The organism is Pseudomonas sp. R4-34-07 (assembly GCF_003852375.1).
Classification (GTDB): Bacteria; Pseudomonadota; Gammaproteobacteria; order Pseudomonadales; family Pseudomonadaceae; genus Aquipseudomonas.
This window is the reverse complement of record NZ_CP027760.1, coordinates 4259776-4275479: the sequence shown is the minus strand read 5'-3', so window position 1 is coordinate 4275479 and position 15704 is coordinate 4259776. Positions and strand designations below refer to the sequence as shown.

General features: G+C 62.1%; 17 protein-coding genes. 1 reads left to right on the top strand and 16 read right to left on the bottom strand.

Annotation, left to right across the window (positions count from 1 at the left end; genetic code table 11):
* Nucleotides 1-49: 49 nt before the first annotated feature.
* Nucleotides 50-784, bottom strand: a complete 735-nt coding sequence (fnr, locus tag C4J85_RS19640) for a fumarate/nitrate reduction transcriptional regulator Fnr (RefSeq protein WP_124363895.1) — start codon at nucleotides 782-784, stop codon at nucleotides 50-52.
* A gap of 151 nt (nucleotides 785-935) precedes the next feature.
* Between fnr and C4J85_RS19635 the strand changes: the two genes are divergently transcribed.
* Nucleotides 936-1403, top strand: coding sequence for a hypothetical protein (locus tag C4J85_RS19635; protein WP_124410527.1), 468 nt, complete (start codon nucleotides 936-938; stop codon nucleotides 1401-1403).
* On the opposite strand, the gene hemN is transcribed toward C4J85_RS19635, so the two are convergent.
* From hemN to ccoN (C4J85_RS19565), 15 genes are all read right to left on the bottom strand, one after another.
* Entirely contained in the window at nucleotides 1404-2786 is a 1383-nt protein-coding gene (hemN, locus tag C4J85_RS19630; protein ID WP_124367930.1) for an oxygen-independent coproporphyrinogen III oxidase, read from the bottom strand.
* 102 nt (nucleotides 2787-2888) lie between these two features.
* Nucleotides 2889-3572, bottom strand: coding sequence for a sulfite exporter TauE/SafE family protein (locus C4J85_RS19625; RefSeq protein WP_124407881.1), 684 nt, complete (start codon nucleotides 3570-3572; stop codon nucleotides 2889-2891).
* Nucleotides 3565-3777 (bottom strand): cbb3-type cytochrome oxidase assembly protein CcoS, encoded by a 213-nt coding sequence (ccoS, locus tag C4J85_RS19620; RefSeq protein WP_124367928.1) that lies wholly within the window; start codon nucleotides 3775-3777, stop codon nucleotides 3565-3567. Before ccoS ends, C4J85_RS19625 begins: the two co-directional genes overlap by 8 nt.
* Before the next feature lie 22 nt (nucleotides 3778-3799).
* Nucleotides 3800-6244, bottom strand: coding sequence for a heavy metal translocating P-type ATPase (locus C4J85_RS19615; RefSeq protein WP_124407880.1), 2445 nt, complete (start codon nucleotides 6242-6244; stop codon nucleotides 3800-3802).
* A gap of 119 nt (nucleotides 6245-6363) precedes the next feature.
* Nucleotides 6364-6906, bottom strand: a complete 543-nt coding sequence (locus C4J85_RS19610) for a FixH family protein (RefSeq protein WP_124410526.1) — start codon at nucleotides 6904-6906, stop codon at nucleotides 6364-6366.
* Between the two features lie 15 nt (nucleotides 6907-6921).
* A complete protein-coding gene (ccoG, locus tag C4J85_RS19605; RefSeq protein WP_124363889.1) occupies nucleotides 6922-8325 on the bottom strand; it encodes a cytochrome c oxidase accessory protein CcoG in 1404 nt (467 codons plus the stop codon).
* A gap of 265 nt (nucleotides 8326-8590) precedes the next feature.
* Nucleotides 8591-8746 (bottom strand): hypothetical protein, encoded by a 156-nt coding sequence (locus C4J85_RS27540; RefSeq protein WP_164487729.1) that lies wholly within the window; start codon nucleotides 8744-8746, stop codon nucleotides 8591-8593.
* A 116-nt stretch (nucleotides 8747-8862) separates the two neighbouring features.
* Entirely contained in the window at nucleotides 8863-9840 is a 978-nt protein-coding gene (gene ccoP, locus C4J85_RS19600) for a cytochrome-c oxidase, cbb3-type subunit III (RefSeq protein WP_124410525.1), read from the bottom strand.
* A complete protein-coding gene (locus C4J85_RS19595; RefSeq protein ID WP_003193169.1) occupies nucleotides 9837-10022 on the bottom strand; it encodes a CcoQ/FixQ family Cbb3-type cytochrome c oxidase assembly chaperone in 186 nt (61 codons plus the stop codon). Before C4J85_RS19595 ends, ccoP (C4J85_RS19600) begins: the two co-directional genes overlap by 4 nt.
* Before the next feature lie 5 nt (nucleotides 10023-10027).
* Nucleotides 10028-10636, bottom strand: coding sequence for a cytochrome-c oxidase, cbb3-type subunit II (ccoO, locus tag C4J85_RS19590; RefSeq protein WP_124363885.1), 609 nt, complete (start codon nucleotides 10634-10636; stop codon nucleotides 10028-10030).
* Nucleotides 10636-12078 carry a cytochrome-c oxidase, cbb3-type subunit I gene (ccoN, locus tag C4J85_RS19585; protein ID WP_124363884.1) on the bottom strand — a complete coding sequence of 481 codons (1443 nt, stop codon included), beginning with the start codon at nucleotides 12076-12078 and terminating at the stop codon, nucleotides 10636-10638. Before ccoN (C4J85_RS19585) ends, ccoO (C4J85_RS19590) begins: the two co-directional genes overlap by 1 nt.
* 420 nt (nucleotides 12079-12498) lie before the next feature.
* Nucleotides 12499-13446: a cytochrome-c oxidase, cbb3-type subunit III gene (gene ccoP / locus C4J85_RS19580; RefSeq protein WP_124367923.1), complete on the bottom strand. Its 948-nt coding sequence runs from the start codon at nucleotides 13444-13446 to the stop codon at nucleotides 12499-12501.
* Nucleotides 13443-13643, bottom strand: a complete 201-nt coding sequence (locus C4J85_RS19575) for a cbb3-type cytochrome c oxidase subunit 3 (RefSeq protein ID WP_124363882.1) — start codon at nucleotides 13641-13643, stop codon at nucleotides 13443-13445. Before C4J85_RS19575 ends, ccoP (C4J85_RS19580) begins: the two co-directional genes overlap by 4 nt.
* 3 nt (nucleotides 13644-13646) lie before the next feature.
* Entirely contained in the window at nucleotides 13647-14255 is a 609-nt protein-coding gene (gene ccoO / locus C4J85_RS19570; RefSeq protein WP_124367922.1) for a cytochrome-c oxidase, cbb3-type subunit II, read from the bottom strand.
* Nucleotides 14256-14265: 10 nt separating this feature from the next.
* Nucleotides 14266-15690, bottom strand: a complete 1425-nt coding sequence (gene ccoN, locus C4J85_RS19565; protein ID WP_124407876.1) for a cytochrome-c oxidase, cbb3-type subunit I — start codon at nucleotides 15688-15690, stop codon at nucleotides 14266-14268.
* Nucleotides 15691-15704: the final 14 nt, after the last annotated feature.

Genomic DNA, 15704 nt, shown 5'->3' with positions numbered 1-15704 from the left:
TCGAAGTATACCTGCGGCCTCGCGGGTTCGCTTGGCCGCAGGCCCTGGATCACATTTCCAGGGAACCGCCGGCCAGCGCGCACAGCTGGATGGGGTCGAGGATATGCACTTCCTTGCCCTCGGCGGCAATCAGCGCATTTTGCTGGAAGCGGGTAAATACGCGGGACACGGTTTCCACCGCGAGGCCCAGGTAATTGCCGATTTCATTGCGCGACATGCTCAGGCGGAACTGGTTGGCCGAAAACCCGCGGGCGCGGAAACGCGCCGACAGGTTGACCAGGAACGTCGCGATGCGCTCGTCGGCGGTTTTTTTCGACAACAGCAGCATCATCTGTTGATCGTCACGAATCTCGCGGCTCATCACGCGCATTAACTGACGGCGCAATTGCGGCAGTTGCAAGGCCAATTCATCCAGGCGCTCGAAGGGGATTTCACACACCGACGTAGTCTCCAACGCCTGGGCCGACACCGGATGAATCTCAGTGTCCATCCCCGACAGCCCGACCAGTTCGCTGGGCAAGTGGAAACCGGTGATTTGCTCTTCGCCACCATCGCTGAGGCTGAACGTCTTCAACGCCCCTGAGCGTACTGCGTAGACCGAGTCGAACTTGTCGCCCTGGCGAAACAGAAACTCGCCTTTTTTCAGTGGGCGGCCGCGTTTAACGATGTCGTCCAGCGCATCCATGTCTTCCAGATTCAATGAAAGTGGCAGGCAGAGGGGGGCCAGGCTGCAATCCTTGCAGTGGGCCTGCCCGTGAGCGCGCTGTTTAACTGGCTCGGACATTTCTTAAATCCTTGTGGGAAAACACACATAAGACGTAAGGGTAACGCACCGGGGGGCGACGAGGCCAGCTTCAATGAGAAACCGTTGGCGGTATAAAGATTCTGCGCTTGAGGTCGATACAGGGGCACATCCATTAGACGGAGCTCGGATCATGTCTGTTATCAGTGCCTACAACCCTGCTGTCCGCGTCCCGTTTGTGCCTGATGAAAAGGCTTCGAACGAGGCCGACGAAAAAGCCCCGGCGATTGAAAAAACCACGCAGACCAAAGTGGTTGAAGGTGTGACTGTGACTATTTCCGCTGCTGCCTTCCAGGCTGCAGGGGCGGCCAAGAGCAGCAATTCGGACATCGATGACAGTGGCTTGGACGACAGCACCAAGCAGGTCCTGAAAATGATCCGCCAGTTGAAGCAGCAGATCGCCGAAAAACAAGCCGAGCTGGCGGCGGTAGCCGCTGCCAATAACCTTTCTCCTGAAGAGGCTCGCGCCCGTACCAGCGCGCTGCAGAGCGAGATCAGTTCGCTGCAGGCGGGCCTGATGTCCGCTCAGACATCGCTGGCCAAGTCGATGAAGGGCATGAGCGCCGAGGACTCGATGAAAGCCGCCTCGCTGTCGATGTAATCAAATCACCCGCGAGAACCGCTGCCGGTTCTGGTGCTCGAGGTATGCATCGAACACCATGCACACCGAGCGCACCAGCAGGCGCCCGGCCGGCAGCACGCGGATGCCCCGGGCATCCAGCTCGATCAGGCCGTCCGCGGCCATTATCTGTAACTGCGGCCACAGCTCGTCGAAATAGCCGCGAAAATCGATATTGAACCTCTGCTCGATGCCCGCGAATTCCAGGCTGAAATGGCAGATCAACTGCTGGATCACGTCCCGCCGCAGACGGTCGTCGGTGGTACAGATCAGGCCGCGACTGGTGGCCAGTTGCGCACCGGCCAAGGCGTTCTGGTACTGGTTGAGGTCGCTGCTGTTCTGGCAATACAGGTCGCCGATCTGGCTGATCGCTGAAACCCCCAGCCCAATCAAATCGCAATGCCCGTGCGTGGTGTAGCCCTGGAAATTGCGTTGCAGCGTGCCTTCTTCCTGGGCGATGGCCAGTTCGTCATCCGGCAGCGCAAAATGATCCATGCCGATGTAGCGATAACCCGCCTGGGTCAACTGCTCGATGGTGGTTTGCAGCATCAGTAATTTTTCTGCCGGCGAGGGCAGGTCTTCGGTATGGATCCGCCGCTGCGGCATGAAGCGTTCCGGCAAATGCGCGTAGTTGAACACCGACAGGCGGTCCGGTTGCAGGCCGATGACTTCCTCCACGGTGCGCGCAAAATTGAGTGGCGACTGCTTGGGCAGGCCGTAGATCAGGTCGATATTGATCGAGCGAAATTGCAGGGTACGCGCCGCGTCGATCACCGCGCGGGTTTCTTCCAGGCTCTGCAGGCGATTGACCGCCCGTTGCACCTCGGGGTCGAGGTCTTGCAGGCCGACGCTGACGCGGTTGAAGCCCAGTTCACGGAGCAGGCCCATGGTTGCCCAATCGGCTTCGCGAGGGTCGATCTCGATGCCGTAGTCGCCCGAATCGTCCTCCAGCAGATTGAAGTGCTGGCGCAGGTGGGTCATCACCTGGCGCAGCTCGTCATGGCTGAGAAAGGTCGGCGTGCCGCCCCCCAGATGCAGTTGCTCCACCGGCTGTTTCGGGTCGAGGTGGCAGGCCACCTGCTGGATCTCTTGCATCAGGCGTTGCAGATAGGCCTGGGCGCGACCACGGTCCTTGGTGATCACCTTGTTGCAGGCGCAGTAGTAGCAAATGTTGGCGCAGAACGGCACGTGCACATACAGCGACAACGGCCGTACGGCCTTGCGACTGTCGCGTAGCGCATGGAGCAGGTCGAAGGAGCCGACCTGGCTGTCGAATTGTACGGCGGTGGGGTAGGACGTGTAGCGCGGCCCCGCCAGGTCGTAGCGGTGAATCAGATCTGTGTCCCAACGAATGGCGTCGAGCATGGGCGCGGTCCCCCGGATTGGCTAGTCGGCCGAGTCTAGGGGCAGGGTGGGGAGGGCATGTTGATTTGCATCAACGGGGAGCGGCGCTATGCCACAGGCGTGTCAGTGCCCCATCAGCCAGTGCTGGTGCGGCCCAGGCAAGGTCCAGAGGCCGAACAACACCACCAGCACACCACCGGCCATGCGCACGCTGCGCTTGCGCAATAGCGCGGTGACACGTTCGGCGGCCAGCCCGGTCGCCAGCAACACCGGCCAGGTGCCTAGGCCGAACGCCAGCATCAGCAACGCGCTGTCCAGTGCATTGCCCTGGCTGGCGGCCCATAGCAGGGTGCTGTAGACCAACCCGCACGGCAACCAGCCCCACAGCGCGCCCAGCAGTAGCGCGCGAGGCAGGCTTGAGACCGGCAGCAAGCGGTTGGCAACCGGCTGGATATGCCGCCACAGGCCGCGACCGAGGCGTTCGACTCGGGTCAGGCCGCTCCACCAACCCGCCAGGTACAGGCCCATGCTGATCAGCAGCAACCCTGCGAGCACGCGCAGGAACATCGCCCCCGGGCTGTTGGCCACGGCCCAGCCGGCGAGGCCGATCAGCAACCCCGCCGCGGCATAACTGAGGATGCGCCCCAGGTTGTAGGCCAGCAGCAGGCGAAACCTTCGGCTGCGCTGCTCCGGGGGAATGGCCAGGGTCAGCGCCCCCATCAAGCCGCCGCACATGCCCAGGCAATGCCCACCGCCGAGCAGGCCGAGGATCAGCGCAGAAACCAGCAAAGGCGCCAGCTCAAGCATGGGGCGGCTCTTTGGGCGGTTGCTCGGTGCGGTTGGCTTCGTCGACAGCGGCCAGGTGATTCGGGTCCTGGTCGTCGAACAGCACGCTGTGGGCCGGGCCGTCGAGGTCTTCGTACTGGCCGCTGTCCACGGCCCAGAAGAAAATGTAGATGGCCACGCCCACTAACAGCAGCGCCGCCGGAATCATCACGTATAGAGCTGGCATCTGCACTCCATGCCCGCGCGGCTCAAGCCGGCAGCGGGCGGTTTATCAAGGGGGCACTGGCGGCCGGCACGCTGGGCAGGCGCGTCAGGCGCAGGGCATTGAGCACCACCGTCAACGAGCTGAGGGACATGCCGATGGCCGCCCAGATGGGGGTGATCCACCCCAGGGCCGCGAACGGCAGCATCAGGCCATTGTACAGCCCGGCCCACAGCAGGTTTTCGATGATCACCCGGCGTGTGCGTCGCGCCAAGGTAAAAGCCTGCACCAACGCCTCCAGGCGGTTGGACAACAGCACCGCGTCGGCGCTGGTTTTTGCCAGGTCGGTGGCCGAACCCATCGCCACGCTGATATCCGCAGCGGCCAGGACCGGCACATCGTTGACACCGTCGCCGAGCATCAGCACCTTGCGGCCTTCCCGGTGCAGGCGTTGCAGCACTTGCAGCTTGTCGTCGGGGCGCAGGCCGCCGTGGGCTTCATCGATGCCCAGCTCAGACGCGACACTGGCGACCATCGGCGAGCTGTCCCCTGACAGCAGCAGCGTGCGCCAGCCGCGCGCCTTGCACGCGGCAAGCAGGGCTGGCGCATCGCTGCGCAGGCGGTCGTCGAGCACGAACCAGGCGAGCGCGCCGCGTTGATCACCCAACAGCAGCCATTGTCCGGCTTCGTCTGGTGAAGTTGGGATGGGGGCGCCACTGAGTTCACAGACAAAAGCGGCTTGGCCAATGCGCATCAGGCGTTCGCCCACGCGGCCTTCCAGGCCCAGGCCGGGGCTGCTCAAAACGTCATCGGCAGCCAGGGGGGCACGGCCGAAGGCGCGGGCAATCGGGTGTTCGGAGCGGTTTTCCAGCGCGGCGGCGAGGCCCAGGCACTGCTCGCTGTCCAGCTCGCCCAGGGGCCGGATGGCCCTCAACGCCAGGCGTCCTTCGGTGAGCGTGCCGGTCTTGTCGAAAATCACCGTGTCGATCTGGTTGAGCCCTTCCAGCACATGGCCACGGGTCAGCAGCAAGCCAAGGGTGTGCAGCGTACCGGTGGCGGCGGTGAGTGCGGTGGGGGTGGCCAGGGACAGCGCGCACGGGCAGGTCGCTACCAACATGGCCAATACAATCCAGAACGCCCTGGAGGCATCGAGCTCCCACCACACCAGGCCGATTACCGCAGCCGCCAGCAGGGAGCCCAGCAGAAACCACTGTGCGGCGCGGTCGGCGATTTGCGCCAGGCGCGGTTTTTCGGCCTGGGCACGCTCCAGCAGGCGCACGATGGCAGACAGGCGTGTGTCGTGGCCCAAGGCACGCACTTGGACGGTCAGCGCGCCTTCGACGTTGAGCGTGCCGGCGGTGACGGCATCGCCGACCTGCCGGGGCTGCGGCAGGTATTCGCCGGTAAGCAGGGATTCGTCGACGCTGGATTGGCCTTCGAGAATCACGCCATCCGCTGGCAACACCGCGCCAGGGTGGACCAGCACCCGATCATCCAAGGTCAGTTCGCCGAGCAGGATGCGTTCGCTCTGCCCGTCCGCGGTCAAGCGCAGGCACGAGGCGGGCAGCAGGTTGACCAACTGCGCGGTGGCGGCGGCCGTGCGTTCGCGGGCACGTCGCTCCAGGTAGCGGCCGGCCAGCAGGAACAGCGCGAACATGCCGACCGCATCGAAGTACAACTCGCCCACGCCGGTGATCGCGGTCCAGATGCCCGCCAGATAAGCCCCGCCAATGGCCAGGGACACCGACACGTCCATGGTCAGGTGGCGGGTGCGCAGGTCGCGCAGCGCCCCTTTGAAAAACGGCGCACAGCTGTAGAACACGATGGGGGTGGTCAAAAACATCGCGACCCAGCGCAGGATGACATGCAACTCGGGGCTGAGGTCGATATTGAATTCAGGCCAGGTGGCCATGGTCGCCATCATGGCCTGGAACCACAGTAACCCGGCAACGCCCAGTTGGCGCAGGGCCAGGCGATTCTCGCCGGCCAGTTGTTCGGCGGCACGGTCCGCTTGATAGGGATGGGCGGCATAGCCGATATGGCGCAGTTCACTGAGCACCTGGCTCAACGGCAGCTGCCCGTCGGCCCAGCGCACGTGCAGCCGGTGGTTGGACAGGTTCAGCCGCGCCTCGGCCACAGCGGGCAGGCTGCGCAGGTGTTTCTCGATCAACCAGCCACAGGCCGCGCAGCTGATGCCTTCCATCAGCAGGGTGGCTTCGGCGAATTCGCCGGTGTGGCGTACGAAAGGCTTTTGCACATCGGCGCGATCGTACAGAGCCAATTCATCGATAAGCTGCACCGGCAGCGCTTCGGGGTTGGCCGAGGCTTCGCTGCGGTGCCGGTAATAGCTTTCCAGCCCGCCTGCCACAATCGCCTCCGCCACCGCCTGGCAACCCGGGCAGCACAGTTCGCGGCGCTCGCCGAGGATTTGTGTGGTGAACCGGCTGCCGGAGGGGACGGGCAGGGCGCAGTGGTAGCAGGGGGTGATCATGGTTCGGGATCTCAGATCGTTCCCACGCTCTGCGTGGTAACGCCTCGCTGGACGCTCTGCGTCCGCTTTTATGGCGCTGAGCGCCACGGGCTGCATTCCCACGCGGAGCGTGGGAATGATCAGTTACTTTTCAGGTCTTCGGCACCCTGCAACGGCTCATCGCCGAGCAACAAGTCTGTGTCGTGGCTGACCTCTTCTTCTTCGAACAGGCGCCAGGTCTTGTCGCCTTCCACGCCGAGCAGTTCCACGAAGCGGCGCCCTTCGACCTTGTCGGTGACCTGGCCGATGTAGCGGCCCGGTTCGCTGGCGCTGCGGGTCAGGTTGATCTTGCGATCCTTCGCCGGCTGGGTCGGGGAGATCAGGTTCAGCTCCAGGGTGTTCGGGTTGCTGTAGCCGGTGAGGTGCAGCTCGACTTCTCCGGTCAGCGCGTCCAGGTGCAGCTTGCCGCGCAGTTGCAGGGTCTGGGCCAGGCGTTCGCGGTCCAGGGAGCGGTTGATGCCTTTGCCGGCCTCGTAATAGTTGTCGTTGACCAGGTTGTCCGGGTGGTTCACCGCGATGGTCACCATGGACAAGGTCAGGGTCACTGAGCAGGCGAGGATCGCGATGATGATCCAGGGCCAGAGGTGCTTGTACCAGGGGCTTGCGGCAGTGGTTACGGGCATTCTCGTGTTCCCTGTCTAACGGACTTGTGGGCCGATGAATCGGCTCTTGGCTTCAATGCGGACGCTGTTGTCGTCGGCGTCCTCAAGGATGAACGTTACCTCGTTGGTGCTTGACGGCAACTGCTCGGGCGCACTCGACAATTCTACCGGCATGCTGACGATGTCGCCGGCGGCCACCTTGATTTCGCGTCGGCCTTGCAGCTTGAGGTCGGGCAGGCCGGCAGCGTCGAGCACGTAGGTGTGGTCGCGCTGATCCTTGTTCATGATTTTCAGGCTGTAGACGTTTTCGATGCGCCCTTCGGCGTTTTCGCGGTACAGCACGCGGTCCTTGCTCACGTCGAAGCCCACCAGCGAACGCATGAAGAACGCGGCCACCAGCAGGCTGATCATCGCCAGCAACACCAAGGCGTAACCGATCAGGCGCGGGCGCAACTTGTGGGTTTTCTGTCCGGACAGATTGTGCTCGGTGGTGTAGCTGATCAGGCCGCGTGGGTACTCCATCTTGTCCATGATGTTGTCGCAGGCGTCGATGCAGGCAGCGCAGCCGATGCACTCGATCTGCAGGCCGTCGCGGATGTCGATGCCGGTGGGGCACACCTGCACGCACATCGTGCAGTCGATGCAATCGCCCAGGCCCTGGGCCTTGTAGTCGACCCCCTTCTTGCGCGGGCCACGCACTTCGCCACGGCGTGGGTCGTAGGAAACGATCAGCGTGTCCTTGTCGAACATCACGCTCTGGAACCGCGCATAGGGGCACATGTAGATGCACACCTGTTCGCGTAGCCAGCCGGCGTTGCCGTAGGTGGCGAGGGTGAAGAAACCCACCCAGAAATACGACCAGCCGTCGGCCTGGCCGGTGAAAAAGTCCAATACCAGTTCGCGGATTGGCGAGAAGTAGCCGACAAAGGTCAGGCCGGTGACAAAACCGATCAGCAGCCACAGCGTGTGCTTGCTGAATTTGCGCAGAAATTTGCTGACGCCCATGGGCGCCTTGTCCAGCTTGATGCGCTGGTTGCGATCGCCTTCGGTAACCTTTTCGCACCACATGAAGATCCACGTCCACACGCTTTGCGGGCAGGTATAGCCGCACCAGACGCGGCCGGCGTAAACCGTGATGAAGAACAGGCCAAACGCCGCGACGATGAGGATGCCCGACAGCAGGATGAAATCCTGAGGCCAGAAGGTTGCGCCAAAAATAAAGAACTTACGCTCCGGCAGGTTCCACCACACCGCCTGGTGGCCGCCCCAGTTCAGCCACACCGTGCCGAAGTACAGCAGGAACAGGCCGGCACCGCCGAGCATGCGCAGATTGCGGAACAGCCCGGTGAAGGCGCGAGTGTAGATTTTCTCTCGTGACGCATAGAGATCGACGGTTTTGGCAGGCGGGGTAACGTCGTGTACCGGTATCTGGTTGCTCATCATTGCATCCCACGGCGGTGGAGATTTGCCTCGGCCAGTACGTGCCAACCGGGGTCAAATTAAGGATGTTGCAGTGGCCTAATGATACGCCCCCGGTGGTGCGTGAAGGGTGCGACCTTTGGTCGCGTTGGGGGAAATCAATTGATGGTGTACGTGATCTGGATCAATTGACTTGTGAAGTATGGTTGGTTTTGCGGCTACGGTGGGGTGGAGGGCCCTGATGCTGTTCAGTAACTCTTTATCTGAAATCACTGCCTGGAAGAGTTCAGTTCTGGAGCGGCCTATGGACGATAGTTGCGCGATCAGGGCTGAATTCGATGCGCTCTTCTGGCATTTGAAGCATTTCAACAATGTCTGAATGATTGGGCTTGAGCGCTTCTTTCGGATCTTTTTGCTGGGGGCTTTCTGGGGGATTGTTCATGTTTGAGTCTCGATGAAAGTGCCGAAGTCCAAACTAAATGACTGTCTCTCAAGGTGCAATGAACAAAAATGGCCCTGTCAGTTTTCGCTGATAGGGCCTTTTTCACTACCTTTTCGTTATGGCTCCTCAGCCTTCTTATCCCCATGGGACAAGCTGTAAACATACGCCGCCAACAAGTGCACCTTGTCATTGCCCTGCAGTTGTTCCTGCGCTGGCATCTGGCCCTGGCGGCCATAGCGAATGGTCTGCTGCAGTTGGGCGAAGCTCGAACCGTAGATGAACGCACCCGGATGAGTCAGGTCCGGTGCGCCCATGGCCGGGGTGCCTTTACCGGCCGGGCCGTGGCAGGCCACGCAGTTGGCGGCGAAGAGTTTTGCGCCGTTGGCGACGTCGGCCTTGGCGCCTTCCGGCAGCTTGCGGCCGTCGAGGTTGGTCACCACGAACGCCGCTACGTCAGCCACGCCTTGCTCGCCGATCACTTCGGCCCAGCCTGGCATCACCGCATGGCGGCCCTGCATGATGGTTTGCTTGATGGTCGCCGCGTCGCCGCCCCAGCGCCAGTCGGCATCGGTCAGGTTGGGAAAACCGTAGGCGCCCTTGGCGTCGGAACCGTGGCACACCGAGCAGTTGGAGGCGAACAGACGGCCGCCCATCTTCAGGGCTTGCGGGTCCTTGGCGACTTCTTCAATCGGCATCGAGGCGAATTTGGCGAAGATCGGCCCGAACCTGGCCTCCGACCTGGCCATTTCCTTTTCCCATTCGTGCACGCCGGTCCAGCCGGTCTGGCCGTTGGCGAACGCGGTTTGCTTGTCGTTGTCGAGGTAGTTGTAACCCGGCAGCAGGCCTTTCCAGTTGCCCAGGCCAGGGTACAGCGCCAGGTAGCCGAGGGCGAAGATGATGGTGCCGACGAACAGCATGAACCACCATTTGGGCAGCGGGTTGTCGTATTCCTCGATGCCGTCGAACGAGTGGCCGACGGTCTCGTCCGTCTGTTCGGCGCGCTGGCCCTTGCGGGTCGACAGCAGCAGCCAGGTCAGGGCGAAGATGGTACCCAGACTGAGGACTGTGACGTACAGGCTCCAGAACGTAGTCATTCTTTGTTACTCCTAGACGCTTGCTCGACGTGCTTGATGGCTTCCGGGTCATCCGCAAAAGGCAGCATGGTCGCGTCGTCGAATTCCGATTTGCGCCGTGGGCTGAACACCCACAGCGCCAGGCCGATAAAGGCCACCATCACCACGACGGTGCCCAGGCCACGAATCATTCCGATATCCATGCCGGTCACCGTTTGCTTTTGATGAGGGTGCCAAGGCCCTGCAGGTAGGCCACCAACGCGTCCATTTCGGTCTTGCCTTTGACGGCGGCTGCCGCACCGGCGATGTCTTCGTCGGTGTAGGGCACACCCAGGGTGCGCAGCACTTCCATTTTTTTCGCGGTGTCCTTGCCGTCGAGCTTGTGTTCCACCAGGAACGGGTACGCCGGCATTTTCGATTCCGGCACCACGTTGCGCGGGTTGTACAAGTGCGCGCGGTGCCAGTCATCGGAGTAACGCCCGCCCACGCGTGCCAGGTCCGGGCCGGTACGCTTGGAACCCCACAGGAACGGGTGGTCCCACACGCTTTCACCGGCGACCGAGTAGTGGCCATAGCGTTCGGTTTCGGCGCGGAACGGGCGGATCATCTGTGAGTGGCAGCCCACGCAGCCGTTGGCGATGTAGACGTCGCGGCCTTCCAGTTCGAGGGCGGTGCGCGGTTTCATGCCTTCGACCGGCTTGTTGGTCACGTCCTGGAAGAACAGCGGGACGATCTGGGTCAGGCCGCCGATGCTCACGGCGATGACCATGAAGAAGGCCAGCAGGCCGATATTCTTCTCGACTACTTCATGCTTCATCAGTGGGCTCCCACGACGGCGATCTTGGCGGCGGCTTCAGCTTGCTCAGGGTCGGAGGCACGCACGGTGCGCCAGACGTTGTAGGCCATGAACAACATGCCGGTGGCGAAGAACGCACCGCCCAGGGCGCGCACGATATAGCCCGGGTGGCTGGCTTGCAGCGCTTCGACGAACGAGTAGGTGAGGGTGCCGTCATCGTTGATCGCGCGCCACATCAGGCCTTGGGTAATGCCGTTGACCCACATCGAGGCGATGTAGAGCACGGTGCCGATCGTGGCCAGCCAGAAGTGGGTGTTGATCAGCCCGACGCTGTGCATCTGCGCGCGCCCGAACAGCTTGGGGATCATGTGGTACAGCGCGCCGATGGAGATCATCGCCACCCAGCCCAGGGCGCCGGCGTGGACGTGGCCGATGGTCCAGTCGGTGTAGTGGGACAGCGAGTTGACGGTCTTGATCGCCATCATCGGGCCTTCGAAGGTCGACATGCCGTAGAACGCCAGCGACACCACCAGAAAGCGCAGGATCGGGTCGGTGCGCAGCTTATGCCAGGCGCCCGAGAGCGTCATCATGCCGTTGATCATGCCGCCCCAGCTCGGCGCCAGCAGGATGATCGACATCGCCATGCCCAACGACTGCGCCCAGTCCGGCAGCGCGGTGTAGTGCAGGTGGTGCGGGCCGGCCCAGATGTACAGGGTGATCAGCGCCCAGAAGTGCACGATGGACAGGCGGTAGGAGTAGATGGGACGTTCGGCCTGCTTGGGCACGAAGTAGTACATCATCCCGAGAAAACCGGTGGTGAGGAAAAAGCCCACGGCGTTATGCCCGTACCACCACTGGATCATCGCATCCGTCGCGCCGGCATAGGCCGAGTAGGACTTGAACAGGCTGACCGGCAGGGACGCGTGGTTGACGATGTGCAGCATCGCCGTGACCAGGATGAAGGCCCCGTAGAACCAGTTGCCGACATAGATGTGCTTGGTCTTGCGCTTGACGATGGTGCCGAAGAACACCACGGCGTACGTCACCCAGACAATGGCGAGCAAAATGGCGATCGGCCATTCCAGCTCGGCGTATTCCTTGGTGGTGGTGTAGCCCAGGGGCAGGCTGATGATGGCGCCGACGATGACCGCCTGCCAGCCCCAGAAGGTAAAGGCGGCAAGGCCATCGGAAATCAGTCGCGTCTGGCAGGTGCGTTGCACGACGTAGTAGGAGGTGGCAAACAGCGCACATCCACCGAAGGCAAAGATCACCAGGTTGGTGTGCAGCGGGCGCAGGCGGCCGAAGGTCGTCCAGGGCAGGTCGAAATTCAATTGCGGCCAAACCAGTTGCGAGGCGATGAACACCCCGAGCCCCATGCCAAGGATCCCCCAGACCACCGTCATGATGGCGAACTGGCGAACGACCTTATAGTTATAAGCAGTCGGACTGATTGCTGTGCTCATTCTAAGGTTCCACGGTTTAGGTTTTTTTATAGGTAAAATCGGCCGCAAGTATGTAGAAAGCGAGGGGCCATTGCAACGCAACGACTGACCTGTATCAATGCGTTCCACGCCAGATTCTGCGCCCTTTCCATGTTTGATGTAAGGATAAAATAGAAATCGAAAGCTGATCGAGTGGACAAGAAAATTTCGGAGCCTCGACAGCGGTTGTCGCGTACGCCGAAATCGCTTCGCTTGAAAGCAAGCGTAGACCCGAATCTGAGGTGGGGAAAGTTGGACTTGGGAAGGGTGCGACACTTAGTCGCGCAAGCAGTGGCGAACCGTGGCGAGGGAGCTTGCTCCCGCTGGAGTGCGAAGCGCTCCCAGATTTTTGGGGCCGCTTCGCTGCCCAGCGGGAGCAAGCTCCCTCGCCACAGCTAATGGTTATTGAGGTTGGCTTTCCGGCGTTGCACCGTCAGCGTTATGGGAAAGGCTATAAACATAAGCCGCCAGCAGATGCACCTTGTCATTGCCTTGCAGCACTTCCTGCGCAGGCATCTGGCCCTGGCGACCATGACGGATGGTCTGTTGCAGCTGCGCCAGGCTGGTGCCGTAGATAAACCCTGCAGGCTCGGTCAGGTTTGGCGCGCCCATGGCTTCCACACCGTGGCCCTGCGGCCCGTGGCAGGCAACGCAGGTGGTGTTGAATGCAGCCTGGCCCGCCGCCAGGTCGGCCGTGCTGTCGGCCGGTAAGGGCAACTTGGCCAGGTCGTGGCGTACATACGCGGCAACATTCTTCACCCCATCCTCGCCCAGCACTTCACCCCAGGCCGGCATCGCCGCGTGGCGACCGCCCAGGATGGTGGCCTTGATCGCTGCGGCCGAACCGCCCCAGCGCCAGTGGCTGTCTGCCAGGTTGGGGAAGCCGTACGCGCCCTTGGCATCCGAGCCGTGGCACACCGCGCAGTTGGAGGCGAACAGGCGACCGCCCATCTTCAAGGCTTGCGGGTCCTTGGCCACTTCTTCCACCGGCATCGCTGCGAATTTGGCGTAGATCGGCCCGAACCTGGCGTCGGCCTTGGCCATTTCCTTGTCCCATTCCTTGGTCGACGTCCAGCCGTCTTCATAGCCCGGCAACACGCCTTTCCAGTTACCCAGGCCCGGGTAGAGAATCAGGTAGCCGACGGCAAACACCAGCGTGCCGACGAACAGCATGAACCACCACTGGGGCAGCGGGTTGTCGTATTCCTCGATGCCGTCGAAGGCGTGCCCCATGGTCTGGTCGACGCTGCCGTGGGTTTCGCCCTTGCGGGTGCCGATCAACAGCCAGGTCAGGCCGATCAGGCTGCCGAGGGTCAGTACGCAGATCCATGCACTCCAGAAGGTAGTCATGGCCGAGTGCTCCTTGGTGCGGGCGCTTCTTGAGCGTCGGAGGGAGAAGGTTCATCGGCGAACGGCAGCAGGCGCGCCTGCTCGAAGTCCGCGTTGCGGCGGTTGTTGAACACCCACAGCGACAAGCCGATGAAAGCGATGGCGACCACCAGCGTGCCGAGGCCGCGGATGGTGCCCGCGTCGAATTCAAATCCCATGGCTCACCTCTTGCTCTTGATGGCAGTGCCGAGCACTTGCAGGTAGGAAACCAGCGCGTCCATTTCGGTCTTGCCCTTGAGGCTGGCGACCGCACCACGAATGTCGTCGTCGGTGTACGGCACGCCCAGGGTGCGCATGACGTTCAGTTTGGTCTCGGTGTGGCTGCTGTCGACCGGGGCCGTCACCAGCCACGGGTAGGCCGGCATTTTCGACTCGGGCACCACGTTGCGCGGGTTGTACAGGTGCGCGCGGTGCCAGTCGTCCGAGTAGCGTGCGCCTACGCGGGCCAGGTCCGGCCCGGTGCGCTTGGAGCCCCACAGGAACGGGTGGTCCCATACGCTTTCGCCGGCCACCGAGTAATGGCCGTAGCGTTCGGTCTCGGCGCGGAACGGGCGGATCATCTGCGAGTGGCACTGCACGCAGCCTTCACGGATGTAGATGTCGCGGCCCTCCAGTTGCAGCGCGGTGTAGGGTTTCATGCCTTCGACCGGCTTGTTGGTCACGTCCTGGAAGAACAGCGGGACGATCTGGGTCAGGCCGCCGATGCTCACGGCGAGCACCATCAGCAGCATCAGCAGGCCGACGTTTTTTTCAATGACTTCGTGTTTCATCACAACCTCCTCAGGCCAGTTGCGCGACAGGCACGGCGTCGGCGGGCTGCACCGCGCGCACGGTGCGCCATGTGTTGTAAGCCATCAGGAACATGCCGCTGAGGAACACCGCACCGCCCACCAGCCGCACGATGTAGCCCGGGTGGCTGGCCACCAGGGTTTCGACGAAGGAGTAGGTCAGGGTGCCGTCCTCATTGATCGCACGCCACATGAGGCCCTGGGCGATGCCGTTGACCCACATCGAAGCGATGTAGAGCACGGTGCCGATGGTGGCCAGCCAGAAGTGCGCGTTGATCAGGCCGAGGCTGTACATCTGCTCGCGCCCGAAGACTTTGGGGATCATGTGGTACAGCGCGCCGATTGAAATCATCGCCACCCAACCGAGTGCGCCGGCGTGTACGTGGCCGATGGTCCAGTCGGTGTAGTGGGAGAGGGCGTTGACGGTCTTGATCGCCATCATCGGGCCCTCGAAGGTGGACATGCCGTAGAACGCCAGGGACACCACGAGGAAGCGCAGGATCGGGTCGCTGCGCAACTTATGCCAGGCGCCCGAGAGCGTCATCATGCCGTTGATCATGCCGCCCCAGCTCGGTGCCAGCAGCACCAGCGACATCACCATGCCCAACGACTGTGCCCAATCCGGCAACGCGGTGTAGTGCAGGTGGTGGGGCCCGGCCCAGATATACAGGGTGATCAGCGCCCAGAAGTGCACGATGGACAAACGATACGAATACACCGGGCGTTCGGCCTGCTTGGGCACGAAGTAGTACATCATCCCGAGAAAGCCGGCGGTGAGGAAAAAGCCTACAGCGTTATGCCCGTACCACCACTGCACCATCGCATCCGTCGCACCGCCGTACAGCGAGTAGGACTTGGTCAGGCTGACCGGGATTTCCAGGTTGTTGACGATATGCAGGATCGCCACGGTGATGATGAATGCGCCGAAAAACCAGTTACCCACATAGATGTGCTTGGTGTTGCGCTTCATGATCGTGCCGAAGAACACGATGGCATAGGCCACCCAGACGACGGTGATCAGGATGTCGATCGGCCATTCCAGCTCGGCGTATTCCTTGGAGCTGGTGTAGCCCAGCGGCAGGCTGATCGCGGCCAACAGGATGACGAGCTGCCAGCCCCAGAAGCAGAATGCGGCGATTTTCGGTGCGAACAGCTGTGTCTGGCAGGTGCGTTGCACCGAATAGAAGGAGCTGGCGAACAGTGCGCAGCCACCGAAGGCAAAGATCACGGCGTTGGTGTGCAGCGGGCGCAGGCGACCGAAGCTGGTCCAGGGCAAATCGAAGTTGAGCGCAGGCCAAACCAATTGGGCCGCGAGAAAAACCCCGAGGCCCATGCCGACGATGCCCCACACCACCGTCATAATGGCGAATTGGCGGACCACCTTGTAGTTATAGGCGGTACTTAAAGTAGTGTTCATGGTTCCCCATCCAC